The 26,849-nt window shown below is 59.6% G+C and carries 19 protein-coding genes; 10 read left to right on the forward strand and 9 right to left on the reverse strand.

Annotation, left to right across the window (positions count from 1 at the left end):
- Positions 1-83: 83 nt before the first annotated feature.
- Genes AC1MEW_RS14020 through AC1MEW_RS14030 form a run of 3 tightly spaced genes read right to left on the reverse strand, consistent with a single transcriptional unit; the run spans position 84 to position 4,632 of the window.
- Positions 84-1,478 (reverse strand): efflux transporter outer membrane subunit, encoded by a 1,395-nt coding sequence (locus AC1MEW_RS14020; protein ID WP_480426676.1) that lies wholly within the window; start codon positions 1,476-1,478, stop codon positions 84-86.
- Positions 1,479-1,485: 7 nt separating this feature from the next.
- A complete protein-coding gene (locus tag AC1MEW_RS14025) occupies positions 1,486-3,459 on the reverse strand; it encodes a MacB family efflux pump subunit (protein ID WP_323570039.1) in 1,974 nt (657 codons plus the stop codon).
- On the reverse strand, positions 3,460-4,632 hold the full coding sequence (locus AC1MEW_RS14030; protein ID WP_480426678.1) for an efflux RND transporter periplasmic adaptor subunit: 1,173 nt from the start codon (positions 4,630-4,632) through the stop codon (positions 3,460-3,462).
- A 319-nt stretch (positions 4,633-4,951) separates the two neighbouring features.
- Between AC1MEW_RS14030 and AC1MEW_RS14035 the strand changes: the two genes are divergently transcribed.
- The 3 genes from AC1MEW_RS14035 (at position 4,952) to mgtA (ending at position 10,110) form a co-directional block, all read left to right on the forward strand.
- The gene (locus tag AC1MEW_RS14035; protein WP_480426679.1) at positions 4,952-5,434 is read left to right on the forward strand and encodes a sigma-70 family RNA polymerase sigma factor; all 483 of its coding nucleotides are present in this window, start codon (positions 4,952-4,954) and stop codon (positions 5,432-5,434) included.
- A 132-nt stretch (positions 5,435-5,566) separates the two neighbouring features.
- Complete coding sequence (locus AC1MEW_RS14040) at positions 5,567-6,904, forward strand: lysine N(6)-hydroxylase/L-ornithine N(5)-oxygenase family protein (RefSeq protein WP_480426680.1); 1,338 nt, start codon at positions 5,567-5,569, stop codon at positions 6,902-6,904.
- Positions 6,905-7,404: 500 nt separating this feature from the next.
- Positions 7,405-10,110, forward strand: coding sequence for a magnesium-translocating P-type ATPase (gene mgtA / locus AC1MEW_RS14045; protein ID WP_201202234.1), 2,706 nt, complete (start codon positions 7,405-7,407; stop codon positions 10,108-10,110).
- Between the two features lie 77 nt (positions 10,111-10,187).
- Here the strand turns inward: mgtA and AC1MEW_RS14050 are convergent, their stop codons facing one another.
- Entirely contained in the window at positions 10,188-11,159 is a 972-nt protein-coding gene (locus AC1MEW_RS14050; RefSeq protein ID WP_480423023.1) for an IS110 family RNA-guided transposase, read from the reverse strand.
- 385 nt (positions 11,160-11,544) lie between these two features.
- Between AC1MEW_RS14050 and AC1MEW_RS14055 the strand changes: the two genes are divergently transcribed.
- The 3 genes from AC1MEW_RS14055 to AC1MEW_RS14065 all read left to right on the forward strand — a co-directional run bounded on the left by AC1MEW_RS14055 (position 11,545) and on the right by AC1MEW_RS14065 (position 15,974).
- Positions 11,545-11,979 carry a PleD family two-component system response regulator gene (locus AC1MEW_RS14055; RefSeq protein WP_201256796.1) on the forward strand — a complete coding sequence of 145 codons (435 nt, stop codon included), beginning with the start codon at positions 11,545-11,547 and terminating at the stop codon, positions 11,977-11,979.
- A gap of 143 nt (positions 11,980-12,122) precedes the next feature.
- Positions 12,123-12,749 (forward strand): response regulator transcription factor, encoded by a 627-nt coding sequence (locus AC1MEW_RS14060; protein ID WP_201256797.1) that lies wholly within the window; start codon positions 12,123-12,125, stop codon positions 12,747-12,749.
- A gap of 12 nt (positions 12,750-12,761) precedes the next feature.
- On the forward strand, positions 12,762-15,974 hold the full coding sequence (locus AC1MEW_RS14065; RefSeq protein ID WP_480426682.1) for a transporter substrate-binding domain-containing protein: 3,213 nt from the start codon (positions 12,762-12,764) through the stop codon (positions 15,972-15,974).
- Between the two features lie 9 nt (positions 15,975-15,983).
- Here the strand turns inward: AC1MEW_RS14065 and dkgB are convergent, their stop codons facing one another.
- Positions 15,984-16,787, reverse strand: coding sequence for a 2,5-didehydrogluconate reductase DkgB (gene dkgB, locus AC1MEW_RS14070; protein ID WP_480426683.1), 804 nt, complete (start codon positions 16,785-16,787; stop codon positions 15,984-15,986).
- Between the two features lie 200 nt (positions 16,788-16,987).
- Positions 16,988-17,527 carry a PaaI family thioesterase gene (locus AC1MEW_RS14075; RefSeq protein ID WP_323570041.1) on the reverse strand — a complete coding sequence of 180 codons (540 nt, stop codon included), beginning with the start codon at positions 17,525-17,527 and terminating at the stop codon, positions 16,988-16,990.
- Positions 17,528-17,732: 205 nt separating this feature from the next.
- Between AC1MEW_RS14075 and AC1MEW_RS14080 the strand changes: the two genes are divergently transcribed.
- Complete coding sequence (locus AC1MEW_RS14080; protein ID WP_480426684.1) at positions 17,733-18,599, forward strand: pirin family protein; 867 nt, start codon at positions 17,733-17,735, stop codon at positions 18,597-18,599.
- A 265-nt stretch (positions 18,600-18,864) separates the two neighbouring features.
- Positions 18,865-20,307: a mechanosensitive ion channel family protein gene (locus AC1MEW_RS14085; protein ID WP_201256800.1), complete on the forward strand. Its 1,443-nt coding sequence runs from the start codon at positions 18,865-18,867 to the stop codon at positions 20,305-20,307.
- Between the two features lie 20 nt (positions 20,308-20,327).
- Here the strand turns inward: AC1MEW_RS14085 and AC1MEW_RS14090 are convergent, their stop codons facing one another.
- Entirely contained in the window at positions 20,328-21,323 is a 996-nt protein-coding gene (locus AC1MEW_RS14090; protein ID WP_201256801.1) for an L-tyrosine/L-tryptophan isonitrile synthase family protein, read from the reverse strand.
- A 348-nt stretch (positions 21,324-21,671) separates the two neighbouring features.
- On the opposite strand from AC1MEW_RS14090, the gene AC1MEW_RS14095 reads away from it, so the two are divergent.
- Positions 21,672-22,112 carry a carboxymuconolactone decarboxylase family protein gene (locus AC1MEW_RS14095; protein ID WP_201204864.1) on the forward strand — a complete coding sequence of 147 codons (441 nt, stop codon included), beginning with the start codon at positions 21,672-21,674 and terminating at the stop codon, positions 22,110-22,112.
- On the opposite strand, the gene AC1MEW_RS14100 is transcribed toward AC1MEW_RS14095, so the two are convergent.
- Positions 22,113-23,705: a DHA2 family efflux MFS transporter permease subunit gene (locus AC1MEW_RS14100; protein ID WP_201256802.1), complete on the reverse strand. Its 1,593-nt coding sequence runs from the start codon at positions 23,703-23,705 to the stop codon at positions 22,113-22,115.
- Positions 23,702-24,823, reverse strand: coding sequence for an HlyD family secretion protein (locus AC1MEW_RS14105; RefSeq protein WP_480426686.1), 1,122 nt, complete (start codon positions 24,821-24,823; stop codon positions 23,702-23,704). Before AC1MEW_RS14105 ends, AC1MEW_RS14100 begins: the two co-directional genes overlap by 4 nt.
- 239 nt (positions 24,824-25,062) lie before the next feature.
- Here AC1MEW_RS14105 and AC1MEW_RS14110 point away from each other — a divergent pair, with 239 nt between their 5' ends.
- Positions 25,063-26,790, forward strand: a complete 1,728-nt coding sequence (locus AC1MEW_RS14110) for a ShlB/FhaC/HecB family hemolysin secretion/activation protein (RefSeq protein WP_480426687.1) — start codon at positions 25,063-25,065, stop codon at positions 26,788-26,790.
- Positions 26,791-26,849: the final 59 nt, after the last annotated feature.

Here is a 26,849-nt window from a genome sequence, read left to right on the forward strand (position 1 = left end):
TAAGGCAAACACATAATTTGTGAATACCGGAGATCAACTGTGGGAGCGGGCTTGCTCGCGAAGGCGTCCGAACATTCACCGCCTCACATCGCCTGCCAGCCGCCACCCAACGCCTTGTACAACGCCACACTGGCCTGCACCCGCGCCAGTTTCAGTTGCACATTCAGATCCTGCGCCGCATACAACGTGCGCTGGGTCTCCAGCACCGTCAGCAAGTCCTCGGCACCCGCCTGATAACGGCTTTGGGCAATGCTGAACGCGGTCTGGGCCTGGCTCAGTTCTTCGCTTTGCCACTGGCGTTGTTCATCCAACCCGCGAATGTTGTTCAGGGCTTTTTCGGTGTCGGCAAAGCCGTTGATGATTGCCCCACGATAGATCTCCAACAGTTCTTGCTGGCGCGCCGTGGCTTTGTCGCGTTCGGCGCCGAGGCGGCCGTTGTTGAAGATCGGCGCCAGCAGGCCAGCTGTGAGGTTGTAAAACGGGCTGCGCATGATATCGCCGGCACTGTTGGCGCCCGAACCGAGGCTGGCGCTCAGGGTTACAGCCGGCAGCATGGCGGCGCGGGCGACAGTGACGTCGGCCTGGGCGGCGGCCAGTTGCGCTTCGGCGCGGGCAATGTCCGGACGGCGGGTCAGCAACTCACTGGGCACGCCGGTGCCGATGACCGGCCACTGCAAGTGATCGAAGGATTCGTCGATGGGTGTCAGTTGCTGAATCGGCTGGCCGAGGAGGGCGGCGAGGCTGATCTGCGCGTCCTGGGCTTGTTGCTGCACCGCCGGCAATTGCCGTTGCTGCGCCGCGACCAGGCTTTTCTGCTGGGCCAGTTCCAGAGCAGTGGCAGAACCTGAATCGAAGCGCGTTTGCACCAGTTTCAAAACGCTCTGGGCATTGGCCAGGTTGAGTTCGGCAATTCGCCCTTGTTCCCGCAGCGATAGGGTTTGCGCGTAGCTGTTGGCCACGCTGCTGAGCAAGGTCAGTTCCACCGTGGCTTGGTCGAACTCGCTGGCCTTTAGCCCGAACTGCGCGCTGTCGCGGGACGCGCGTTTACCGCCCCAGAAGTCGATTTCATAGGTGGCGCTGAGATTGGCGTCGAAGTAATCCACCGCGTTGTTGCTGCTGTCGGCATCGAGCTGACTGTAGCCCTTGCCGCGTATCAGTTTCTGACGATTGGCGTTCGCTCCGGCCGTCACCTCCGGCAGCAACGAGCCGCCGGCAATCACCGTGCCGGCCTGGGCCTGACGCACGCGAGCGACAGCGGCCGCGAGGTCGAAACTGCCGACCCGCGCCTGTTCGATCAAACGATCCAGTGGCGGGCTGCCAAACCGGGTCCACCATTGTGCATTGCTGTGCACGGCGCTTTCGCTGTGGAGTGATTGCCAGGTGGCGGGGGTTGTCAGGCCGCTGTCCGGGCGCGGGGCAGGGCTGCCGCACGCACCGAGCAGCAGGCAGAGGGTCAACAGACTCAATTGCGGCTTCATAGATCGATCATTCACTGGTAAGGGCCGTGACCGGGTCGAGCCGGGCAGCTTTGCGGGCCGGCATGAAGCCGAAGACAACACCGGTAACGAGGGCGCAGCCGAAAGCGCCGAGCACCGCCATCAAGGAAAACGCGACGGCCACTTCGCTGAGCACCAGCACGCCGCCGACGAGCAGCGCCAGACCAATCCCGGCAATACCGCCGACCACCGAGAGCATCACCGCTTCGGTGAGGAACTGGCGCAGGATGTCGCGCTGACGGGCGCCAGTGGCCATGCGAATACCGATCTCGCGGGTCCGCTCGCGCACGGTCATGAGCATGATGTTCATCACGCCGATGCCGCCCACCAGCAGCGAGATCGCGGCAATCGAGCCAAGCATCAGCGACAGGGTGTTCTGGGTCCGGGCTTCGGCCTGGATCATCGCCGCGTTGTTGGTCAGTTCGAAATCCTGCTTGCCGTCGTGCAGGCGCAGCATCAACTCGCGGATGGCGATTTCCGCTTCCTTGACCTTGCGCGCGTCGGCCGTGGCGATGGCCACGTATTCAGGGTTGTGGGTGCCGAACAGCCGGACACTGGCCGCCGAATACGGAATGGCGATCCGGTTGTCGCTGTCGGAGTCGCCGGAACTGGCGCCTTTTTCGGCGAGCACGCCGATCACTTGGAACGGTACGTTTTCGATCAGGATGTATTGGCCGATGGGGTTGGGCACGTCCTTGAGCAATTTGCTCCGAACCTTGTGCCCGATCACTGCAACTGCCGCGGCGTTTCTTTCATCGGCCTCGGTGAAGTAGCTGCCCTGAACCACCGGCCAGTTGAAGATCGCCGGGAAATTGGTGTCATTGCCGCCGACGTAACTCATGTGGTCGACGTTGCCGTAACGCACGCCGGCCTCGGCGCCGTTGACCGGCATGATCCGCTTCACTTGCGGCAGGCTGGCCAGCGCGGCGACGTCCGCCAGGGTGACGACTCCGGGCGGGGTGCGCGGGTTCGGCGCCGAGCCGCTGAGGTAAATGATGTTCGAGCCGAAAGCGCCCATTTGCGCCATGACCTGGCGCTTGCTGCCTTCGCCGACCGCCAACATCACCACCACCGATGCCACGCCGATGATGATCCCGAGCAACGTCAGGGCGGTGCGGAAACGGTTGATCCACATCACCCGCCATGCCGCGTGCACCGCATCCACCAGCTCGCCTTTCCAGGCCCCGGTGGCCTCGGCGCCTTCGCTGAGGCGCTTGCGCAAATCCACCGCTTGCAACGCGCCGGGGTTGGCCGAGGTTTGCACCGTCGGGTCGTCGTGGGCGCTGTCGCTGATGATCAGGCCATCGCGGATTTCGATGATGCGCTTGGCCCGCGCCGCGACTTCGCGGTCGTGGGTAATGAGGATCACCACGTGGCCCTGGCTCGCCAGTTCGTCGAGCAAGGTCATGACCTCGGCGCCGCTATGGCTGTCGAGGGCGCCGGTGGGTTCGTCGGCGAGGATGATGTGGCCGCCGTTCATCAAGGCGCGAGCAATCGACACCCGTTGCTGCTGGCCGCCGGAGAGCTGATGCGGACGGTTGCCGGTTCGCGAGGCCAATCCGAGGCGGTCGAGCAGGGCGGCGGCGCGGGCGTGGCGTTCGGCCGCCGGGATGCCGGCGTAGATTGCCGGCATCTCGACGTTTTCCTGGGCCGAGCCGGACGGGATCAGGTGATAACCCTGGAACACAAAGCCAAACGCCTCGCGGCGCAGCCAGGCCAGTTCATCGCTGTCGAGCCCGGCGACGTTTTCCCCGGCGAAGCGGTATTCGCCCGAGGTCGGTCGGTCGAGGCAGCCGAGAATGTTCATCAGCGTCGATTTGCCGGAACCGGAAGCGCCGACAATCGCGACGAACTCGCCGGCATGAATCGACAGGTCGATGCCGCGCAACACGTGAACTTCCGGAGCGTCGCCGCCGCCATAGGCCTTGCGGATGTCTTGCAGGTCGATCAGAGGCGTCAGCATTTAGCCGCCACTCCCGTCAGCCGGGCCGATCAACAGGTGATCGCCTTCGTCGAGGCCATCGAGGATCTGCACTTTGAGGCGATCACTGATGCCGGTGAGCACGGTCCGTCGCTGGATGTCACCGTTCTTGGCGACGACCCGGGCGGTCTGGCTGTCGGGCTGCGAGCCGCCCTGCAATGCGGCAATCGGTGCGGTGAGGACGTTTTTCGCCTGGTTGGAGACGAAGAAAACCTGGGTGGTCATTTCCGCCATCAAGGCGTTGTCGGCGTTGTCGACGTCGAGCAATACGGTGTAGAGCACCACGCGACCGGTGCCGCTTTTACTCGAACTGGCGGGGCTGCCGCCGCCCTGGCTGGTCTGGTCCAGCGGTTTGGGCGGGATCGGCAGGATCTGCCGCACCGTGCTGTTCCAGCGGCGGTTGCCGCCACTGAGGGTGGTGAACCAGGCGTTCATGCCGGGTTTGACATGGCCGATGTCGGCTTCCGAGACCTCGGCCCAAACCGTCATCGGCGACAGTTTGGCAATGCGCAAAATCAACGGTGTCTGCTGCTGAGCGTTGAGCGTTTGGCCTTCCCGGGCGTCGAGGGCTACGACCGTTCCGTTCATTGGTGCATAAATTCGCGTGTAGCCGAGTTCTGCCTGATCACTGCGCAGGCTGGCTTGGGCTTGGCGGATCTGCGCCTGGAACATATCAACGCGAGCTTGGGTGGCGCGCAGTTCGGCTTGAGCGGTTTGCACGTCTTCGTCGCGGGTGGCGCCGCCGGCAGCCAGATGTTGTTGGCGCTGGAATTTCTGCCGGGCCAGTTCGTGCTGCGCTCGTTGCTCCTGGAGCTGGGCCTTGAGGTTGTCGATGGAAAAACGCCCGGCGTCGAGTTTGGCTTGCTGGGTCGACGGGTCGATCTCCACCAGCAGATCGCCTTCCTTGACCACGTCGCCAACCTCCACATGAATCTTGTGGATCTGCCCCGACGCTTGGGCGCCGACGTCGACGTAACGCCGCGGTTGCAGGGTGCCCAGGGCGGTGACGCTGCTTTCAATGTCGCCGCGACTGACTTGAACCGTAGCGAGCTGATCGCGGCCGGGCGGGATGATTTGCCAGGCGGCGACGGCGATAACGGGGATCAGACACAGGGCTACAAGCAGGGCGCGTCGGGTGTGTCGGGGACGTTTCATGCAGGGTTCCGGCCAAAGGAAATCGGCCCGTCGTTCAGGCGGCGCGCCCATCTGGGCGACAGCCGAACGCTGTCGCAGAGCGACAGACACGGGGAGCTGTCCTGTAAACGAGGAGATAAGGGCGGAATTTAAGCGCGGACACACAGAGTTACAGGTATAGCGCCGCACTATTTGTCGGGCAAACCGAATCAGTACTTTAAATCTATATGAGAATTACTATAAATTACGCGGCTCAAATCGCCATCATCGTGCCATTGCCCATTCGGCGGTCGCGGATCTGGCTCAAGGACAGAAGCCGCACTCCCTGCGGTCGGGAGTCATGTTGGAAAACTACTATCGCGAGCTGGTGTGTTTCCTGAACGCCAAGCTGGGCAACCGTCAGGTGGCCGAAGATGTGGTGCATGACGCCTATGTGCGGGTACTGGAGCGTTCCAGCGACACGCCGATCGAGCAGCCCCGGGCGTTTCTCTATCGCACTGCACTCAATCTGGTGATCGACGACCATCGGCGCAATGCCCTGCGTCAGGTCGAATCCCTGGAAGTGCTCGATACCGAAGAACGCTACTTCATCCCCTCGCCACACAATTGCCTTGACCACGGCCAGCGCCTGGAAATGCTCCAGCGTGCCTTGGCCGAACTGCCACGGTTGTGCCGTGAGAGCTTCCTGCTGCGCAAGATCGATGGTCTGTCGCATCCTGAAATCGCCGAACGGCTGGGCATTTCCCGGGCGCTGGTGGAGAAGCACATCGTCAATGCCATGAAACACTGCCGGGTGCGAATCAAGCAGTGGGACGCCCATTGATCCCATCCGATTAAATTTTTTTTCATTGTCCTCGTTCCTACTCAACAGACGATCTGCTGTCCTGCCTAAGGCCGGTCAGGTCACCCAGGCTTTATCCCCACGGTTGAGGGGTTCATCCAGAGGACACTGGAAATGACACAGGCAATTGCATCGCCCATCGTTCACGACCTGATCGGCATTGGTTTCGGCCCGTCGAACCTGGCGCTGGCCATCGCTCTGCAAGAGCGCTCGGCGAATCAGGGTGAGCTGGATGTACTGTTTCTCGACAAGCAGGCCGACTACCGCTGGCACGGCAATACCTTGGTGACCCAGAGCGAGTTGCAGATTTCCTTCCTCAAGGACCTGGTGACCCTGCGCAACCCGACCAGCCCGTACTCGTTCGTCAATTACCTCAAGCATCACGGCCGCCTGGTGGACTTCATCAACCTGGGCACGTTCTATCCGTGCCGCATGGAGTACAACGACTACCTGCGCTGGGTCGCCGGGCAGTTCACCGAACAGAGCCGTTACGGCGAAGAAGTGCTGACTATCGAGCCGGTGCTGCACCAGCAGCAGATCGAGGCGTTGCGGGTGATTTCCCGAGATACACAGGGTCATCAGCACGTCCGCACCACTCGCTCGGTGGTCGTCAGCGCCGGCGGTACACCGCGTATTCCTGAAGCGTTCAAAGCGCTGAAGGACGACAGCCGAGTCTTCCACCATTCCCAATACCTGGCGCAAATGGCCCAGCAGCCGTGCGTGAACAATCAACCGATGAGCATCGCGATCATCGGCGGCGGGCAGAGCGCGGCGGAAGCCTTTATCGATTTGAACGACAGCTTCCCGTCGGTGCAAGTGGACATGATCCTGCGCGGCTCGGCCCTGAAACCGGCGGATGACAGCCCGTTCGTCAACGAAGTGTTTTCGCCGGAGTTCACCGACCTGGTGTTCCAGCAAGCGAGCAGCGAGCGCGAGCGTCTGGTCAACGAGTACCACAACACCAATTACTCGGTGGTGGACATCGACCTGATCGAACGCATCTACGGCATCTTCTATCGCCAGAAGGTTTCGGGGGTTGCCCGTCATGCGTTCCGCACCCTGACCACCATCGAAAAAGCCGCCGCCACCGAGCACGGTATCGAACTGATCGTGCGCAACAACGCCACCGGTGAAGTCACGGTTCGTCATTACGACGCCGTGGTACTCGCCACCGGTTACGAGCGTCAGATGCACCGCAAACTGCTGGCGCCGCTGGAACAGTACCTCGGTGATTTCGAAGTCGATCGCAACTACAAACTGATCACCGACGAGCGCTGCAAGGCTGGCATCTACATGCAGGGCTTCTGCCAGGCCAGCCACGGCTTGAGCGACACCTTGCTGTCGATCCTGCCGATTCGGGCTGATGAGATTGCCGGCTCCCTGTATGACCATGGCAAAAGCCGTGGGCACAGCCGTTCGGTGATGGACTTGTTGCTGGCCACTGCCAGTTAAGATTTGTGGCGGCTGTCAGGCCGCCTTCGCGAGCAAGCCCGCTCCCACAATGGACCTGTGTTCGCAGGACAAATGTGGGAGCGGGCTTGCTCGCGAAGGGGCCAAAAAGAACACCGCAAATCTTCAATCCTGAACCCTTCCTGAAGAACCCCGAGATTCCCCCGGCACACGCCCCAGCGTCGTTTACTCTCCTTACATCGGCGCGTAAGCTTCGCGCGATTTCTTCAATAGCGGAGACCCACAGTGGGTACTTGTTCGAGTGACAGTAGTCGGCCGGTTTCAGTAACCGGCATTTTCTCGGCAAGATAACGCGCAGTCTTTTTGTGCCGTTTTCTTGCTGAAAAGCGAGTAGCGGCATTCTCTATCGCGGCCAGTGCTGGCCCGTCCTGATGTCCTCTCATCGACACTGAATCGTGTGATGTTCGACGTGCCCGTCGTCATCGCGGCGACTCGACACGCCTGCTCGACGGTTTCCTGGCCGACCCTGGGGGGCAACTGCCATGAACCTGACCTTGCTCAAGGAATTCTTCGCCGGATTCCTGCGCACCCGCCACATCGCCCGGCACTTTCGTCGCCTGGCCTTGCTGGAAAGCTTCACAGACACCACGGTCAGCCGTGAAGTACCGCCCACCCTGGCGCAAACCCTGGTGTCTGCCGCCAACAGTGACACCGGTCCATTGCTGGACAAACTCGGCAGCCACACCGATGGTTTGAGCGAGCTTGAAGCCGAGGCCCTGCGCGAGCAATACGGCCTTAACGAGGTCGAGCACGAGCAGCCGCTGCCGTGGTGGGTTCACTTGTGGCACTGCTACAAAAACCCGTTCAACCTGTTGCTGACCTTGTTGGCGTTTATCTCCTGGCTGACCGAGGACGTGAAAGCCGCCGTGGTGATTTTCTCCATGGTGGTGCTCTCGACCTTGCTGCGGTTCTGGCAGGAAGCCAAGTCCAACCAGGCCGCTGACGCGCTAAAGGCGATGGTGAGCAACACCGCGACGGTCATGCGCCAGGGGGCGCAGCGCATCGAACTGCCGATCAAGCAACTGGTGCCTGGCGACCTGATCGTGCTCTCGGCCGGCGACATGATTCCGGCCGATTGCCGGGTACTCAGCGCCAAGGACCTGTTCGTCAGCCAGGCTGCCATGACCGGCGAATCGATGCCGGTGGAAAAATTCCCCCGTCAGCAAGACAGCGACACCAGTAACCCGCTGGACCTGGACAACATCCTGTTCATGGGCACCAATGTGGTCTCGGGTGCGGCCATCGCGGTGATCCTGACCACCGGTAACAGCACCTATTTCGGTGCCTTGGCGCAGCGGGTCAGCGCCACTGACCGCACGCCGACCTCGTTTCAAACCGGGGTCAACAAGGTCAGTTGGCTGCTGATTCGCTTCATGTTCGTGATGGCGCCGCTGGTGCTGTTTATCAACGGTTTCACCAAGGGTGACTGGATGCAGGCGCTGCTGTTCGCGCTGTCCATCGCCGTGGGCCTGACCCCTGAAATGCTGCCGATGATTGTCACCTCGACCCTGGCCAAGGGTGCGGTGTTCCTCTCGCGCAAGAAAGTCATCGTCAAGCGCCTGGATGCGATCCAGAACTTCGGCGCGATGGACGTGCTGTGCACCGACAAGACCGGCACCCTGACCCAGGACAAAATCTTCCTCGCCCGGCATGTGGACGTCTGGGGCGAAGAGTCCGATGACGTGCTGGAAATGGCCTACCTCAACAGCTACTACCAGACCGGCCTGAAAAACCTGCTGGACGTTGCGGTGCTGCAACACGTCGAGGTTCACCGTGAACTGGAAGTGGCCACCGCGTTCGCCAAGGTCGATGAAGTGCCGTTCGACTTCAACCGCCGACGCATGTCGGTGGTGGTCGCCGAGCATGATCAACAGCATCACTTGCTGGTGTGCAAAGGCGCCGTGGAGGAAATCCTCGCGGTGTGCACCCGGGTTCGTCATGGTGAAAACGACGAACCGCTGACTGAAGAACTGCTGACGCGGATTCGCGAAGTGACCGCCTCCTTCAACGAGGAAGGTCTGCGCGTGGTGGCCGTGGCGGCGCGGCACACGCCCAAGGAACAGTCGGTTTACAGCCTCGCCGACGAGCAGCAAATGACCCTGATCGGCTACGTCGCATTCCTCGATCCGCCCAAGGAAAGCACCGCGCCGGCCCTGCGCGCATTGGCCGAACACGGCATTGCGGTAAAAGTGCTGACCGGCGACAACGAGCTGGTGACCGCCAAGATCTGCCGCGAAGTCGGCCTGGAGCAGCAAGGCCTGTTGATGGGCAGCGACGTCGAGCGCATGAGCGACGCCGAACTGGCGCTGGCCGTGGAGACCACCAACGTCTTTGCCAAACTGACGCCGTCACACAAGGAACGCATCGTCCGCTTGCTCAAAGGCAACGGCCACGTGGTCGGTTTCATGGGCGACGGCATCAACGACGCCCCGGCGCTGCGGGCGGCCGACATTGGTATTTCGGTGGACAGCGCGGTGGACATTGCCAAGGAGGCGGCCGACATCATCCTGCTGGAAAAGAGCCTGATGGTGCTGGAGGAGGGTGTGCTGGAAGGACGCAGGACCTTCGCCAACATGCTCAAGTACATCAAAATGACCGCCAGTTCGAACTTCGGCAACGTGTTCTCGGTGCTGGTGGCCAGTGCGTTTATCCCGTTCCTGCCGATGCTGCCGATGCACCTGCTGGTGCAGAACCTGCTCTATGACATTTCGCAGATCGCCATCCCGTTCGATAACGTCGATGCCGAGATGCTGAAAAAGCCCCAGCGCTGGCAGCCGGCCGATGTCGGGCGCTTCATGCTGTTCTTCGGCCCGATCAGTTCGATCTTCGACATCACCACGTTTGCTTTGATGTGGTACGTGTTCGACGCCAATACCCCGGACCACCAGACGCTGTTCCAGTCCGGCTGGTTCGTGGTGGGGTTGCTGACCCAGACGCTGATCGTGCACATGATCCGTACGCCGAAGATCCCGTTCCTGCAAAGCCGTGCGGCTACGCCGTTGATGGTCATGACCGGGATCATCATGGCGGTCGGGATCTTCCTGCCGATGGGGCCGCTGGCACACTACTTCAAACTGCAGGCACTGCCGTCGCTGTACTTCGTGTTCCTGCCGGTGATTTTGCTGGCGTACATGGGCCTGACCCAGGCGGTGAAGGGCTTCTATATCCGCCGGTTTGGCTGGCAATAAAGCTAACATCAAAAGATCGCAGCCTTCGGCAGCTCCACATAGGGACGGCGTACACCCTGTAGATACCGTCTTGAATCTCACCGAGCAAGCGCAAATTCAGGGTCATATGGCTGGCCCGATTTGAGCACTGCGTAAACGTAATGCAGCAGCTTGCGCATGGCAGCACAGATGATCTGCTTGGGGGCCTTGCCGTTGGCCTTCAGGCGATCTTTCATGGCGATTATTGCTTTGTTGTGTTGCAACGCGACCAAGCCCGGCATGTATAGGCCTGCGCGCAAGCGCGCTGAGCCGATCTTCGAGATCGGGCTGCGGCCCTTGAGGAGCCCTGATTCCTGGAGTTCTGGATTCAGGCCAGCAGCCGCGACAAGTTTTCGAGGGTCGTCGTACTTGCGCAGGTCGCCCAGCTCAGCCAGCAACCGCTCAAGCGTTTTCTCGCCAATGCCGTCGATGGTCACGACCAAGTCGCGCATCTGGCGCATGTCGGGGTCGTCATCGATATGTTTTTTGATCGCCTTGTGGGTTTCAACGATTTCTTTTTCGATGTGGCCAATCACCGAGTTGATCGACTCTTTGACCTTTTCGTCGGACACGTCCAGACGATTACGCTCCATTTGCTCCATCTCTTGAAGGTCATCCAGGCGACGAACCATGGCCTTCAGTTGGCGGAACTTCAGCGGTTCCGGAGCCCAAAGCTTGAGCTTTTCATTTTTTTCTTTAGCGAAGTCGGCGATCAGCTTGGCATCACTCTTGTCGGTTTTGATCCGACGTAACTCGCTGCCCGCATACGCGTGAGTCGTGGCCGGATTCACCACGCAGACCCGATAACCCTTGTTGTAGACGAACTCGGCGAGCTCCAGATGATAGACACTGGTCGCTTCCATCACGATCAGGGTCGAAGGCTCGGCCTGCTTCTGCAACCAAACTTCAAACTCTTTGAAACCCTTGGAATTGTTAGCCAGTTTGGCCTTGGTTTTATGCTTGCCATTTGGCAGATGTGTAGCGATATCAAAGGTGTTTTTAGCGACATCGACGCCGACGAAACTGGACATAACACTCTCCCAATCAGATCAATTGCGATCATCACTGCACTCTGTCCGACCTTGCGAATGCGGGCTCTAGCCAGAGGCGGGCCCAAGATACCGTTCGAACTATACGAGTGAGTGCGGAGGGTTGGAGCACGATCTACGTCACAGGCAAAAAGCCTAAGGAGCTGCACGGCTTCCAGGTCCCTCCCTCGATGATCAGTCGAGAACTATCGCTCCTGACGGAGCAATAGTCGAGATACAAGGAGCTGCCGAAGGCTGCGATCTTTTGATCTTTGAGCCACTCAATGATTTAAGGCGAAAAGTGATCTTTAGGAAAAGTCCTACAGATACATCCGTCAGTGTTCCGTAGCCTTGCGCCCTCACGATTTTCACTCTCATGGGGGCCACGATGCCGAACAAAGCCTTACGAATCCTGATCGCCGATGAGCAGCATTTCCATCGGATGAAAGTCGAACGGCTGTTCAATCAGCTCGATTACTACCGAGTGGCGCCGGTACAAAACCTTGAAGAATTGCTGACCCTGGTGGAATACGGTTGCGAGCCGTTTGACCTGGTGGTGATCAATGCTGCGCTGGCGTCCGGGGCGCTGGATCTGCTGGGGTTCCTGCGCGATAACCCTCAGATGCGTTACGCCTTGATCTACAACGGCGAGCGGGCGCAGTTGCCGCCGATCCCGGCCTGTACGCAGCAAAAGATCCAGGTCAGCCATGTGGCGCTGCCCGATCTGAGCACCCTCACGCGGCTGATGTCGATCATTGATCCTCCTGTGCAAGAGGACGATCAACCCTGGTTCACCCCGTCATACAAGCAAAAACTGGGTTGACCATTCGTCGCTACTGTCAGATCTGACAGGTAGTTTTGCCTTGCCTGCCATGCAAAAGTCGTTGCGCAGCCGTTGCGTCTACGCCGGGTCAGGCCCGCGAGTATTCGCGGCGCAATCGTCATGTTTTTGCATAGGGAGTTGCTATGAAGTCAGCGCTGATTGTGGACGATCATCCGGTTGTACGCGCCGCAGTCAAAATCGTACTTGAGCAAGAGGGGTTCAAACGGATTTACGAGGTGGCTATCGGGAGTGAGGTCATGGCAATGGTCCGTGAGCATTCACCTGATTTGGTGGTGCTGGATTTGGTGATGCCTTCACTCGATGGGCTGGATGTGCTGGGGCGGCTGAAGATTGCTAACGTGCCCTCCAGAGTACTGGTCTTCACCTCCCAGGAGCCGCAGTTTTATCAAGAACGCTGCATGCGGGCCGGCGCCATGGCGTATGTGGCCAAGACCAATGATTTGAGCCATTTGCACAAAGCGGTGCACGCCCTGATGGCCGGTTACACTTATTTTATTCAGCTCGCTTCAGGCTCGGTGGCGCTTAATAACCTGCAAAGCAGCGAAAAGGAACTGATCGACAAGCTTTCTGATCGTGAACTGATGATTTTTCAGCATCTGGCACGGGGACTGAGCAACAAGGCCATCGCCGAGGCCATGCACTTGAGTCACAAGACCGTCAGTACTTACAAGACACGCTGCAACGAAAAGCTCGGGTTGACCTCGGCGGTTCACTGCCGGGATTTCGCCAAGCGCAATCATCTGATTTGAACGAGCCAGACCGTGCGTGCCTGTCTGTTTGTCTTGTTGCTGTTCACCCTTGTGCAAGCCGGGGCGGTGCAGGCTGAAGAGCCTTTGGTCCTGCATCTGCTGGGACGCTCGACGGTGGAGGGCTACGAAGTTCGCCTCGATGACCAGGACTGGCAATGGCTGCGCAGCAAGCGGGTGTTGCGCCTCGGTGTCACGGGCCCGGACTACCCGCCGTTCGAGGTGACGCGTAACCACGATGAACTGGAAGGCATTACCGCCGACTATGCCGATCTGCTGGCGCAACTGCTGCACGTCAAGGTCGAGGTGTTGCGCTACGGTACCCGCGAGGCGGCCATGCAGGCGCTCAAACGCGATGAGCTGGACCTGCTCGGGACGTCGAACAACTTCGAGGCGGCCGACCCCGAGCTGACGAGGTCCCGCGCCTACGCTGACGATCAGCCGATGCTGGTCACCCGCGAGGACGAACAATTGCCTGGCAACCTGGCGGGTATGCGCATTGCCATGGTCGATGATTATCTGCCGGCTTCGAGTGTCGAGGCGTTGTATCCCGAGGCGAGCCTGCACCTGTATGCCTCGACGCTCGAGGCAATCGGGGCCGTCGCGTTCGGTCAAGATGACGTGTACCTGGGCGACTTCATCAGCGCCAATTACCTGATCAACAACAACTACCTCAACAACGTTCACCTGGCCGGGCCATCCGCTCTGGATGCCAACCCGTTCGGCTTCGCGCTAGCGCGCAGCAATTCGCGTCTTACAGGCATTGTCGATCAGGCACTGGCGACGATTCCCATGGATCAGCGCGAGGCGATCGAGCGGCGCTGGAGTGCCGGCCAGGGCAATGTTTCAGGTCAGCAAAGTGTCCGGTTGAGCCCCAGCGAACAACGTTGGCTGGCTCAGCATCCGGTGTTGACCGTGGGCGTTGTCGAGGATTTTGCGCCACTGACTTTTTTCGATGCTCAGGGCCGCTTCAGCGGGTTGACCGCGCAGTTACTGACCTTGATCAGCCAGCGCAGCGGCTTGACCTTCAAGGTGCAACGCAGCCGTTCGCTGGACCAGCAGATCCAGCAACTCAAGACGAGTGAGATTGACCTGGTGCCGGCGATCATTCCCGGCCGCGAACAGGAGGACGAGTTGCGCTTCACCCGCGCTTATCTGAGCACCCCGTTTGTGTTGGTCAGCGCCACTACCCCGGGCAGCCCCAAGACCCTGGATGATCTGGCCGGTAAACGCTTGGCGATCTATCACAGTCATCCATTGCGCGGGTTCATCGAAGCGCGAGTGCCGGGCATTCGGTTGGTGGACGTACAAAGCCCGGCCGACGGCCTGGAGGCAGTGATCAATGGGCAGGTCGATGCGGCACTCAGCTCTTTGATCTTGACCCGTTACCTGATTGCCCGGCATTACCGCGACCGTCTGCGAATCAACAGTACGGTAGGCAGTGAACCGGCGCGGATCACCCTGGCCACCGAACGCGGCGGGCTGGAATTGCAGTCGATCCTGAACAAGGCCCTGCTGAGCATCTCGCCCCAGGAGATGGACGAATTAGTCGCCCGCTGGAGCAACAACGAGGTAGTGGATGACAGCTATTGGCTGCGTCATCGCCAAGCCCTGCTTCAAGGCTTTGCCGCCGCCGGTGCCTTGCTGTTACTGGCGCTGGCCTGGATCGGCTGGCAACGTTGGCAGATTCGCCAACGCCAGTTGTGGTTGCAGCAATTACAGGAGGCCAAGGACGCCGCCGACGATGCCAATCGGGCAAAAACCACGTTTCTGGCGACCATGAGCCATGAAATCCGCACGCCGATGAACGCCCTGATCGGCATGCTCGAACTCGCGCTCAAACGCTCCGAAGAGGGCGTCACCGACCGTTTTGCCATTGAGGTGGCGTCCAGTTCCGCGCAGCAATTACTGGTGTTGATCGGCGATATCCTCGACATCGCCCGCATCGAGTCCGGGCATTTGTCTCTGGCACCGGAGCGGGCCAATTTACGTGGGCTGGCGGAATCGGTGTGCCGGGTTTTCGAAGGCCTGGCGTTGCAGAAAGCGCTGGATTGGCGGGTCGAACTGGATGAGCACAGCGACCAGGATGTGTTGATCGACCCTCTGCGCTTCAAACAAGTGCTGTCCAATCTGTTGAGCAACGCCATTAAGTTCACCGATGAGGGCGAGGTGAGCCTGACCCTGCGCGTGACGCCTGGGCGATCCGGTTATCTGACGGTGAGCGTGGCGATTGAAGACAGCGGCATCGGTATCAGCGCCGCCGATCAGCAGCGGCTGTTCAGTCCGTTCATCCAGGCGAGCAACAGCCCGCAATCCGGCCGCAGCGGTTCGGGACTGGGGTTGGTGATCAGCCGCTCGTTGTGCGAAATGATGGGCGGCCGGTTGCGACTTCAAAGCGACTTAGGTTGGGGCACACAGGTTGAGGTCACTCTGGATTTGCCCGCCCTGCGACCGTTGCCATCCAGCGAGGTGTCACAGAACGCGGTACCACTGCCGACACGTTCATTGACGATTCTGGTGGTCGACGATTACCCGGCCAATCGACTGTTGCTGTCGCGTCAACTGAATTACCTGGGCCACCGGGTGCTCGAGGCCGAGGATGGTGGGCAAGGGCTGGAACTATGGCGCAAGCAAGCGCCCGACGTACTGATCACTGACTGCAACATGCCGGTGCTCAGTGGTTATGAACTGACAATGGCAATTCGTGATGAAGAACAGGCTCAAGGCTTGCCGGCGACGTTGATCCTGGGGTTTACCGCCAACGCCCAGCCCGAGGAAAAACTGCGTTGCCTGGAAGCAGGCATGGATGATTGCCTGTTCAAACCGATCCGTCTGGACGATTTGAGTGGATGGCTGGCGACCAGGTTTGTGGGGGAATCAAAAATATCTGTCGAAGAACAACCGGTTTCAGAGATCGATTTGAGTGGCCTTGAGCAATATGTCGGCAGTGACCGCACGTTGATCAATCGCCTGGTACACGATCTGGCGCAAACCAACCGCGAGGATCGCGAGCACCTGCTTCAGGCCCACGCAGCCGATAATCGCCAGGAACTGCGAGATCTGGCACACCGCATCAAGGGCAGTGCGCGCATGGTCCGGGCGTTGCAACTGATCGAGTGTTGCGAGCAATTGGAACAGGCTTGCGCTGAAGGTCGTGCGGCAATGATCGACGAAGCCGTCGAACGCTTGCAGCAGACGATGGCGCGCCTGGACAAAAGTTTTCGTTAGCGCTGGAGATCAATCCCAGTGCGGGGCAATGCCTTTGGGGCTGGTCAATCGATGGCCGCGATCGAGGCCGGCGATCAGCGCCATGTCGGCCTCACTCAGGGTCAGTGCGCAGGCTTGCAGGTTGCTTTCCAGGTTGGCGCGTTTGGTCGACGACGGGATCACCGCGTAGCCCAATTGCATGGCCCAGGCCAGGGTGACCTGTGCCGGTGTGGCTTGCAGGCGCTCGGCGATCTGCTGGATCACCGGGTCCTTGAGCACTTCGCCGTAGGCCAGGGTCATGTAGGAAGTGATCTGGATGCCTTGGCTTTGGGCGAATTCGACGACCTTGCGGTTTTGCAGGTACGGGTGCAGCTCGATCTGGTTGGTGGCGATGTTTTCAGCGCCGACCGCCGCGATGGCCTGCTTCATCAGATCCACAGTGAAGTTGGACACACCGATCTGGCGGGTCAGGCCCAGCTTCTTGGCTTCGAGCAGTGCGCCCATGAATTCTGCCACCGGCACCTGGTTTTCCGGCGATGGCCAGTGAATCAGCGTCAGGTCCAGGTAATCAGTCTGCAAGTTACGCAGGCTTTGTTTGAGGCTGTCGATCAGTCGATCCTTGGCGAAGTTGGCGACCCAGATCTTGCTGGTGATGAACAACTCATGACGCGGGATGCCGCTGTCGGCGATGGCTTGGCCGACGTCGGCTTCGTTTTCGTAGATCTGCGCGGTATCGACGACCCGGTAGCCCAGTTCAAGACCGGTGCTCACCGAATCGATGACCACCTGACCTTGCAGGCGAAAGGTACCAAGACCGAATGCGGGAACAGACATTGATGACTCCAGGGTTGCAGTGGGAATGAGCACGAGTATCCGCGCCGATGTCCTTGAGAAAAACCGCTGATGAGACAAAGCAATGTTTACCGCAAGTCATGAATCGAGAATCAAAATCAAAAGATCGCAGCCTTCGGCAGCTCCTACACCGATGCCATGTAGGAGCTGCCGAAGGCTGCGATCTTTTGATCTTTGCTTTATTACCTCCGCGCCTCAAGAATCATGCAAGTCGTCGACCCCGTCGCATACAACCGCCCGTCCACATCATAAATCCGCCCCTCGGCCAACGCCGTCGAACGCCCCAGATGCACAATCTTGCCTTCGGCTCGCACCGGTCCACTGGCGCCGGTCAACGCCCGGACATAACTGATGCGCAAATCGAGCGTCGTGTAGCCCTGGCCTTTTTTCAATTGCGTGTGAATCGCGCAGCCCATGCACGAATCCAGCAAGGTCGCCGCATAGCCGCCATGTACGCTGCCCAGCGGGTTGTAATGACGCGAATCCGGCGTGCCCTGAAAGACAAACAGCCCGGCCGACCATTCGATTGGAATGAAATCCATCAACGTGCCAATGGGCGGCGAGGGCAGTTCACCGTTGCCGATGCCTTCAAAGAATTCGGCGGGGGAGAGCGCGCTGACTTCGGCCATCGACAGGCTGCCAGGGCCGGCGAGGCGATCGCGCATGGCTTGCTCCTGAGCGATCCATTGGGCGAGAGTGGCTTCACGGGTTGGGCTTTGCATCACGAATACCTCGGTCGGATATTATGGCTGTAATTTTGTTGGATATTATGTCCGAAATAAAAATCATGCTACCCCTGTTCTGTCAGGACAATTCCACTGTCGTCCTGCTGATAGAACGCTAAAGCTGATTTTTGCCGTCTAGTGCGCGATTGGTATCAGATTTAAGCTGGGTGCATGGCTTCACCCACCCTTTTTCGGAGGCACCATGAAAAACATCATCGGTATCTACACCAGCCCGCGGGCGCATTGGGTCGGCGACGGTTTTCCGGTGCGTACGCTGTTTTCCTACGACACCCTGGGCAAGCACATCAGCCCGTTTCTGCTGCTTGATCACGCAGGTCCGGCTGAATTCACCCCGACTACCGAGCGTCGTGGCGTCGGCCAGCACCCGCACCGCGGTTTTGAAACCGTGACCATTGTCTATAACGGCGAGCTGGAACACCGCGACTCCAGCGGCGGCGGCGGTAAAATCGGCGCTGGCGACGTGCAATGGATGACCGCCGCTTCGGGGATTATCCATGAGGAGTTCCATTCCGAAGGTTTCGCCAAAAGCGGCGGCACCCTGGAAATGGTTCAGCTGTGGGTTAACTTGCCGGCCAAGGACAAAATGGCCGATGCCGGTTACCAGACGATTCTCGATAGCGACATCCCGAGCATCCCGCTCAAGGACAACGCCGGCAGCCTGCGCTTGATCGCCGGTGAGTTCGACGGCCACACCGGCCCGTCACGCACTTTTACGCCAATCGATGTCTGGGACCTGCGCCTCAATGGCGGCAAGTTGCTGACCCTGGATTTGCATGAGGGTCGCAACACCGCGCTGGTGGTGCTGCGCGGCACGGTGCAGGTCAATGGCCTGGAATGGGTGCGCGAAGGGCAATTGGCACTCTTCGAACGCGACGGTGCTCAGCTCAGCCTGGAAGCCAATAATGACGCGGTGGTGTTGTTGCTCAGCGGCGAGCCCATCGACGAGCCGATCGTTGGCCATGGCCCGTTTGTGATGAACAGCGAACAGGAGATTCATCAGGCCTTTGCCGATTACCAGTCGGGCCGGTTCGGGCGGATGAGCGGCTGAGTTCGGCAACAACGCAACACCCCTGTGGGAGCGGGACTGTGGCGAGGGGGCTTGCCCCCGTTGGGTCGCGAAGCGGCCCCGGCACTTCTAAATTCAACCGCATGCAATGGGTTTACGACTGCTTCGCAGCCGAACGGGGGCAAGCCCCCTCGCCACAGTCCCGCTCCCACATTGGTTTTTGCGTTGTTCTCACAGCAACAATTGCTCCTACACTGTGCCCAATCCGTGCGATCTTCACGTCATTGGCCCTTGCTGGAGTTGCTTGATGCTGTCACTGCTCACCGATCACCCGTTGCTCATCGCATTGGTCCTGATCCTGATTGATCTGGGTCTATGGCGTTTGATCAGCACCAACGGCAGCAACTGGAAACTGGTCGTGCGCCTGGTGATTTTCTCGTTGTTCAGCGTTTTGTTGTTCAACGAAGGCCTGAACCCGATGGAGCCGGCGCCCTGGGCCGACAACGTAGCGCTGCACCTGGCCGCCACCGGTTTGCAGATCGGCTGGTGGCTGTTCGGTGCGCGAACCCTGACGGTGCTGATCGGTGCGGTGATGATGCAACGGGTCGGGCACACCGGGCGTTTGCTTCAGGATCTGCTCGGCGCGGTGATTTTCCTGATCGCGATCATCGCGGCCATGGCCTACGTGCTCGACCTGCCGGTCAAAGGCGTACTGGCCACCTCCGGCGCGGTGGCGATCATCGTCGGCCTGGCGCTGCAAAGCACCCTCAGCGATGTGTTCTCCGGCATCGTGCTGAACACCACCAAGCCTTATCAAATCGATGACTGGATTTCCATCGACGGCACCGAAGGCAAGGTCACCGACATCGACTGGCGCGCCACGCGGATGCAAACTTCCCAGGGCAGCATGGCGGTGATTCCCAACTCGCTGGCGGCCAAGGCCAAGATCATCAACTTCAGCCGCCCGAGCGATATTTTTGGCGTGTCTATCAGCCTGCAACTGAGCCCCCACGCCCGGCCGCACACGGTGATCGAAGCGCTGGAGCGAGCCATGCAGGGCTGTCGCTTTCTGCTCAATAAGCCGGCGCCATGCGTGGCGTTGAAAAGCTCCAGCAGCAGCGGCGTGGAGTATGAAATCAGCGGTTTTGTGGTGTCCATGGACCAGAAACGCATGGTCCGCAATCAACTGTTCGACCTGGCGTTCCGGCACCTGCAGGCCTCGGGCGTCAGCCTGTTGTCGAGCGTCGAACCCAACGCGCCCGCCAGCCTGTCGCGGCCACGGGCACTGCTGGAAAGCTCGAGCATTTTCTCCACCCTGCGCCAGGAAGAGAAAGAAACCTTCAGCCAGAACATGACACTGCAAACCTTCCGCGCCGGGGAAATGATCCTGGCGGGCGGCGAGGTCAGCGATCACCTGTTCATCATCGAATCCGGCGTGGTCTCGGTGGCCCTGAGCCGCGCCGGGGTCAAGTTCGAGGCCGGGCGCATGGGGCCGGGGGAGGTGATCGGCGAGGCCGGGATCCTTTCGGACGAATCCGTACCGGCGGACTTTTCGGCCAAGACCTTTTGCGCGTTGTATCGCATCGAGAAGGAATACCTCAAGCCGTGCCTCGATGCTCGGCATGACATCAGCGAAGCGATGAAGGCGCTGCTCGATTATCGTCTGCACACCGCACAGGCGCTGACCCGGGAAGTGCCGACAGTGGTGGAGAAAAAAGGCTTCCTGCAATGGTTGCGCAGTCGAACATAACGCATCACCCGGCCTGGGGGTTATGAGGCCTCGCGGCTATCGTATCGGCGCAACACGTAGTAGGACGGGCGACCATTTTCGTAGACCAGGTTGACCGGCATTTTCTCAATGTCGCTGCGCGCCATCAGCCGATAGTTTTGCCCATCATCCAGCACCGCCCCGTGCCAGGGTGTGCGCCAGATGTTGTCGCAGTCCATCAGCTTGATACCAATTTTTTCGCTGTGTGGATGTTGCGGGTGAATGGACAGCCTGATGGCTTCGGGAAACACTTCCTGAACCAATGCACTCCAGGCATTACTTCGAATGATGACCTGGTAGGCGAGGTGCTTTGATTCTTCTTTTAATTGGTTACTTGAAGCCTCCGGTTTGCGGAATTTCAGATCGGTGTACATGAAGCGATGAATGCCGTTAAACATGTTCATTGTCTGTTCTTCGGTTTTTATTGTCGATTTTAGTTCTTCAAGGCTACGGCCATATTGTTTGACAAGTCTTTGTCGTATGTTGTCGAAATCGCCCTCTTTGAAATAGTCTTCGAGGTTGAAAATGTCTATGTTTTGGAGTTCGAGCGTGACCAGAAGGTTTTTTATTTCTTGCCCATAGTTCGAAACTTCTTCGTCGGTTACGCCAACACAATCAGAAAACGCACGGCCGTCGGAACAGATAATGATTCGGGCGCCTGGCGCATGCAGCTCGCCTATTTTCAGGCACAAGTCGTTGAGTTGCCGCAGGCTGAGCTGTTCGCCCAGGTCGGGACAAGTCCCCAGGACTTTCGACAGGTTCGGCGACTTGGCGGGGAATGCTGGCAGGATAAAGGTGATCGGGGCGCCCTGGGCGACCATGGTGTCGATTTTGTCGGAGTGCATTTTCAGACAAAGTGTGCAGGGCGAGTGAAGGCAGTTGTCGTTGTCGTGTATCAGACGACGTTGTCGATAAACGATTTCAAGCAGTTGTATGGCAACAGACTTGGCATCGGAAGTTGGCGCAAGGTTAAAGAGGCCGGTTATAGGTGTGCCCATGACTAATTCTCTTTATAAATATTATTTGGATGTGAGTGAATACATTGTTTTGATGCAGGTGTTGGAGGGTATTTAAAAAGTAATTGAGTATTAACGCAATGGCCGGTTTGTGAGTGAATGAAAGTTTGGATCCGATTTGGATTGTTTTGTGAGTGCGTATTTATATGGGCCGTTTCGACTTCCAATGGAAGGGTTGAATCGTGTATTAGCCCCAGCCGCTGATGATTGACGGCAGCCGTTTCAGGCCGTTCCGCCAATGGCCTCCTCGTCTTCTCGAATATTGGCTATTTGTCACCGGCGCGGGCGGGATTAACTTAGCTCCACCCCCACTTGTGACGGAGCCCTACCATGAAACCTCGCATCGATTTCTACACTGCTTCCCCAGACGCCCTCAAGGCTATGATCGCCCTGGAAACCGCCGTCTCGAAACTGCCGCTGGAAAAGAACCTGATCGAACTGGTCAAGCTGCGAACCTCGCAAATCAACGGCTGCGCCTTCTGCCTCGATATGCACAGCGCCGATGCCCGCAAGGGCGGTGAAGACGAGCGTCGTCTGTACACATTGTCGGCCTGGCGCGAAACGCCGTTCTTCACCCCGCGTGAACGTGCGGCGCTGGCCTGGACCGAGTCCCTGACCCTGGTGAGCCAGACCCACGCCTCGGACGAAGACTATGAACTGGCGGTCTCCGAGTTCAGCCCCAAGGAAATGGTCGATCTGACTGTGGCGATCACCACCATTAACGCCTGGAATCGCCTGGCGATTGGTTTCCGCAAAATGCCTCAAGCCTGATCAATGAGCGTCTGCTGACGGCGCGGCCGGTGGTTTTACCTTGCGCATCAAGGGCACCATCGCCGTGGCGATAATGAAGCAGACCATGATCATCAAAAACGCGTCGCCATAGGTTTGCGTCTGTGCTTCGCGGTAAGTCAGCAGCCACAGTTGGTGCAGGCTGGCGGTGACACCCGCGTCACCGCTTTGGCCGAGGGCGGCGAAGTTGTTGCCTACCTGGGACAGCCACTGGTTGAGTGCTTCGTTGGTGCTGTTCAAGTGTTCAGCCAAACGTGTGAAATGCAGGTTGGTACGGTCGTTGAGGATGGTCGCGCAAGCGGCGATACCGATGGCGCCGCCCAGGTTGCGCATCAGGTTGAACAACCCGGAAGCATGTTTGAGTCGCGACGGGGCCAGGCCACCCAAGGTCAGGGTCACTGCCGGTGGCACTGCCAGTTGCTGGGCAATCCCGCGCAAGGCTTGCGGCAGCATCAATTCTCTCGCGCCCCAGTCATGGGTGATCGGGCTGAAATCCCACATCGACAACGCGAACAGCCCAAGGCCGGTCATCATGATCCAGCGCAGGTCGACGCGGTTGGCCAGAAAGGCGTACAGCGGAATCGCCATGATCTGGAACACCCCGGTGGAAAAAATCGCCAGGCCAATGTCCAGCGCGCTGTAGCCACGGACCCGGCCGAGAAACAGCGGCGTCAGGTAAATGGTGGCGAACAGGCCAATCCCGGTGACGAAGGAAAAGAAGCAGCCGAGGGCAAAGTTGCGGTCCTTCAAAGCGCGCAAATCAACGATCGGATTGGCCACGTGCAGGCTGCGGCCGATGAATGCGAGTCCGGCGAGTCCGCTGATCCATGCAGTGATCAGAATCGTGCTGTCGCTGAACCAATTCCAGCGCGGGCCTTCTTCGAGGGTGTATTCCAGGCAGCCGAGAAACAGCGCCATAAACACCATGCTGAGGTAGTCGGCACCCTTGAGCAGCGATAACTCTGGCTGATCGATCTTCACCAGCATCGGCACCGCCACGGCGACGAAAATCCCCGGCACCAGGTTGATGTAGAACAGCCAGTGCCAAGATGAAATGTCGGTGATCCAGCCACCGATAACCGGGCCCAGCGTCGGTGCAAGCGAGGCTACCGCGCCAATGGTCGCGGCAGCGATCACCCGTTGTTTGCCGGTGAAGAAAAAGAACGCCGTGGTGAACACCAGCGGAATCATCGAACCGCCGAGAAAACCTTGCAGGGCACGAAAGGCGATCATGCTCTGGATATTCCAGGCCGCGCCGCAGAGCAGGCTGGCCAGGGTGAAACCAACCGCCGAGGCGCAAAACAACCAACGGGTCGAGAACACCCGGGACAACCAGCCGGACAACGGGATCACGATGATTTCAGCAATCAGGTAACTGGTTTGCACCCACGCGGTTTCGTCGGTGCCGGCCGAGAGTCCGCCGCCGATGTCGCGCAAGGAGGCGGAGACGATCTGGATATCCAGCAGCGCAATGAACATGCCGATGCACATGCTGGCGAAGGCGAAGACCTTGGTCGCCGTCGCCATGTCCGCGGCATTGAATGGTTGCGCCGGAGCGGCGAGGGCGCGGCTCATGGCGCGCTGGCCACGGCTGGGGTTTTCTCCTCGGCGCGGGTGTCGACTTCAGCGGTCACCGACAGGCCGGGGCGCAAATGACCGAGCACGCCGTCGGCCGGGTCGAGGACGATCCGTACCGGCACCCGCTGGACGATTTTGGTGAAGTTGCCGGTGGCGTTCTCCGGCGGCAACACGCTGAACTGAGCGCCGCTGGCCGGGGCAAGGCTGTCCAGATGACCATGGAACACCTGACCCGAAAGCACATCAGCGCGGATGACGACACGCTGGCCCGACGTCATCCGCGCCAGTTGGTCTTCCTTGAAATTGGCATCGACCCACAACCCGCTGGATGGCACCACCGACAGCAGTTGCGAACCGGCCTGCGCATAAGCGCCAACCCGCGCCCGACGATTGCCGACCACACCGTCCACCGGGGCTTTCAGTTCGGTGTAGCCGACGTTCAATTGCGCCAGGTCACGCTCGGCTTTGGCTTGCATCAACGCCGCGCGGGCTTGTTGTTTCTGGGTTTCGATCACATCGAGTTGACGTTGGGTGGCCAGCAGTTCGGCCTGAGCCCGGGCACTGATTGCCTGCGCAGTCTTGAAGGTGGCGTTGGCGCGTTGGGCGCTTTCCACCGAGACAGCGTTGCTGCCGACCAGTTTTTTGTAGCGCGCATCGTCATCCCGTGAGCGGGAGGTTTCGGCACCAGCGGCATCGATCCCGGCGCGGGCCTGGCCGATCACCGCGTGTTGCAGTTGTTCGGTGGCGTCGAGGTTGGCGAGCAGGGCTTCTTCTGCGGCGACCGCGCCTTCAGCCTTGGCCAGGTTGGCGCGGTAGTCGCGCGAATCAAGCCGAACCAGCACATCGCCGGCCTTGACCTTCTGGTTGTCGGTCACCAGCACTTCTTCGATATAACCCGCGACTTTCGGCCCGATCACCGTGACGTCGCCGCCAATGTAGGCATCGTCGGTTTCTTCGAGGAAACGCCCGGCGGTCCACCAATGGGCGCCGTACAGACCAATGCCCACTAACGCCGCGATGGCCACAGCCAGCAGAAGCAGACGTTTGAGCACGGGCGGCTTGTGGGCGGCTACCGGGACAGCCAGGTCGGGTTCAACGTTGGGCATGCTGGTCATGGGAAATACCTGTGGGAAACGGCTGTTTATTACGGATGTAATATGACGTAGGTAATATATTCTGACAATTGATTTTTACTGCCGGTCGTCAGATGGGTGATTGAGAAAATGAAAGCTGACCAATTGTTTAAGAAATGTAAGCGTTGTAGGACGCGTCTTGCATTTGCGTTGGAACGATCTGACTATCACGAAAATTGATGGGATGGCATTGAGCCATTTGATGATCGCAAGGATGTTGAGTGCCGTATTCGCTTCGCGCTGTTCCTCGTCGCAGTCCCACACCTCGCACGCTGTTGTTGGTTTTGTTGTTGAGCCTGAGTGTTTCATCCCTTCAGGCCGCTGACCCTTCCGCTCCAGGCCAGGAAGTACTGCGCCAGCAGCAACAGCAACAGCGCGACCTGCAACAACTGCAACTGGAAGAACGTCGTCGGCAACTGGAACGCGGCAGTTTCGGTGCGCCGCCGGTCACGCCCGCGTTGCCCGCCCAAGTCACCCCGGATGAACGCTGCTGGCCGCTGAGCGGTACGCGCATCGGCGGCGTTACTCTGATCAACAGCCAAAAACTCAACGAGCGAATCAAGCCGCAGCTGTCGGCGTGCATGGGCGTCGGCCAGATCAACCATCTGCTGGCGACCATCACCGCGCTGTACGTGGACGCCGGTTACATCGCCAGTCGGCCGTACCTCAGCAGCGCACCAGCGGCGGGGCAGTCGCTGGATATCGTGGTCGATGAAGGTTATGTCGAGTCCATCGAACTGGCCGACCAGAGCCTGCCGGTGTCCCTCGGCGGTGCGTTTCCCGGGATGCTTGGCAAGCCGCTGAACCTGCGCGATCTCGAACAAGGCCTGGACCAGTTGAACCGTCTGCGTTCGGTGGACTTGACCGCTGACGTCTCCCCCGGCACCGAGCCCGGCGCCTCGCGGATCATTCTGCGTTCGCGCACCAGCGGTCAGTCGCGTTGGGCGTTGGGCCTGGGCGCGGACAACCTCGGCAGCGCTAGCACCGGACGGGATCGCGACACCCTGAGCCTGAGTCTCGACAGCCCGCTGGAGCTCAACGACTCACTCAATCTCAGCGCCAGCGACACCCTCAATCACGGCGATCGCTACAGCCGCAACGCCAGCCTTTATTACGCGATTCCTTACGGCTACTGGACCTACAGCGTCTTCGCCAGTCATGCCGAATACCGTGCGCCGTTCAAACTCCCCAGCGTGACGTTTCACAGTACCGGTATCACCGACCAGCTCAGCTTGCGTGCCGACCGCGTGCTGTGGCGCGATCAAAGTCATCAGCTCAGCGCCAATCTGCAACTGGCGCACAAGGACGTCGACAGCTACCTGGAGAACGTTCGCCTCGGTATCCAGAGCCCGACGCTGACCGTGGCCGAAGCCGGGCTGAACCTGTTCTGGCTCAACAGCGCGGTCTGGAACCTGGACATCAATTATGCCCAGGGCCTGCGCTGGCTCGGCGCCGATGACGATGCCAATCGCCAGGTCAGCAACCAGCCGAAAGCGCAGTTCCGCAAATACCGCGCCGGCCTCAGCCAGTGGCGCAACGGTCAATTTGGCCAGCAGGCCTGGCAATGGCAGAGCCAGTTCAACGTGCAATACAGCCCCGATCCGCTGCCGGCCGTCGAACAACTGCTGGGCACCGACGATTCCGCCGTGCGCGGTTACCGGGTCAACAGTGCCTCCGGCGCCAGCGGAGCGATCTGGCGCAATACCCTGCGCCTGCCTTTAAAAAGCAATTTGCCAATGCAAGTCACCCCGCGCCTGGGTCTGGACAACGGCTGGATCAAGGCCGACCACGGCGCCCAGGGCCAACGCCTGAGCGGGGCCAGCGCCGGGGTCAACCTGAGCTGGAAAAAACTGCAAGTGGACATCGATTACCAACGCAGCCTCGACACTCCCAGCGGTTTTCATCAGGAGCCAGAAACCTGGCTGATGCGCGTGGGGCTAACGCTATGAACACCCAACAACAGCCGTCGGACCTGAGCGCCACAGCCACGGCCAACAACTCGGCGCGC

The sequence above is a fragment of the Pseudomonas sp. ASL4 genome, from assembly GCF_056680395.1.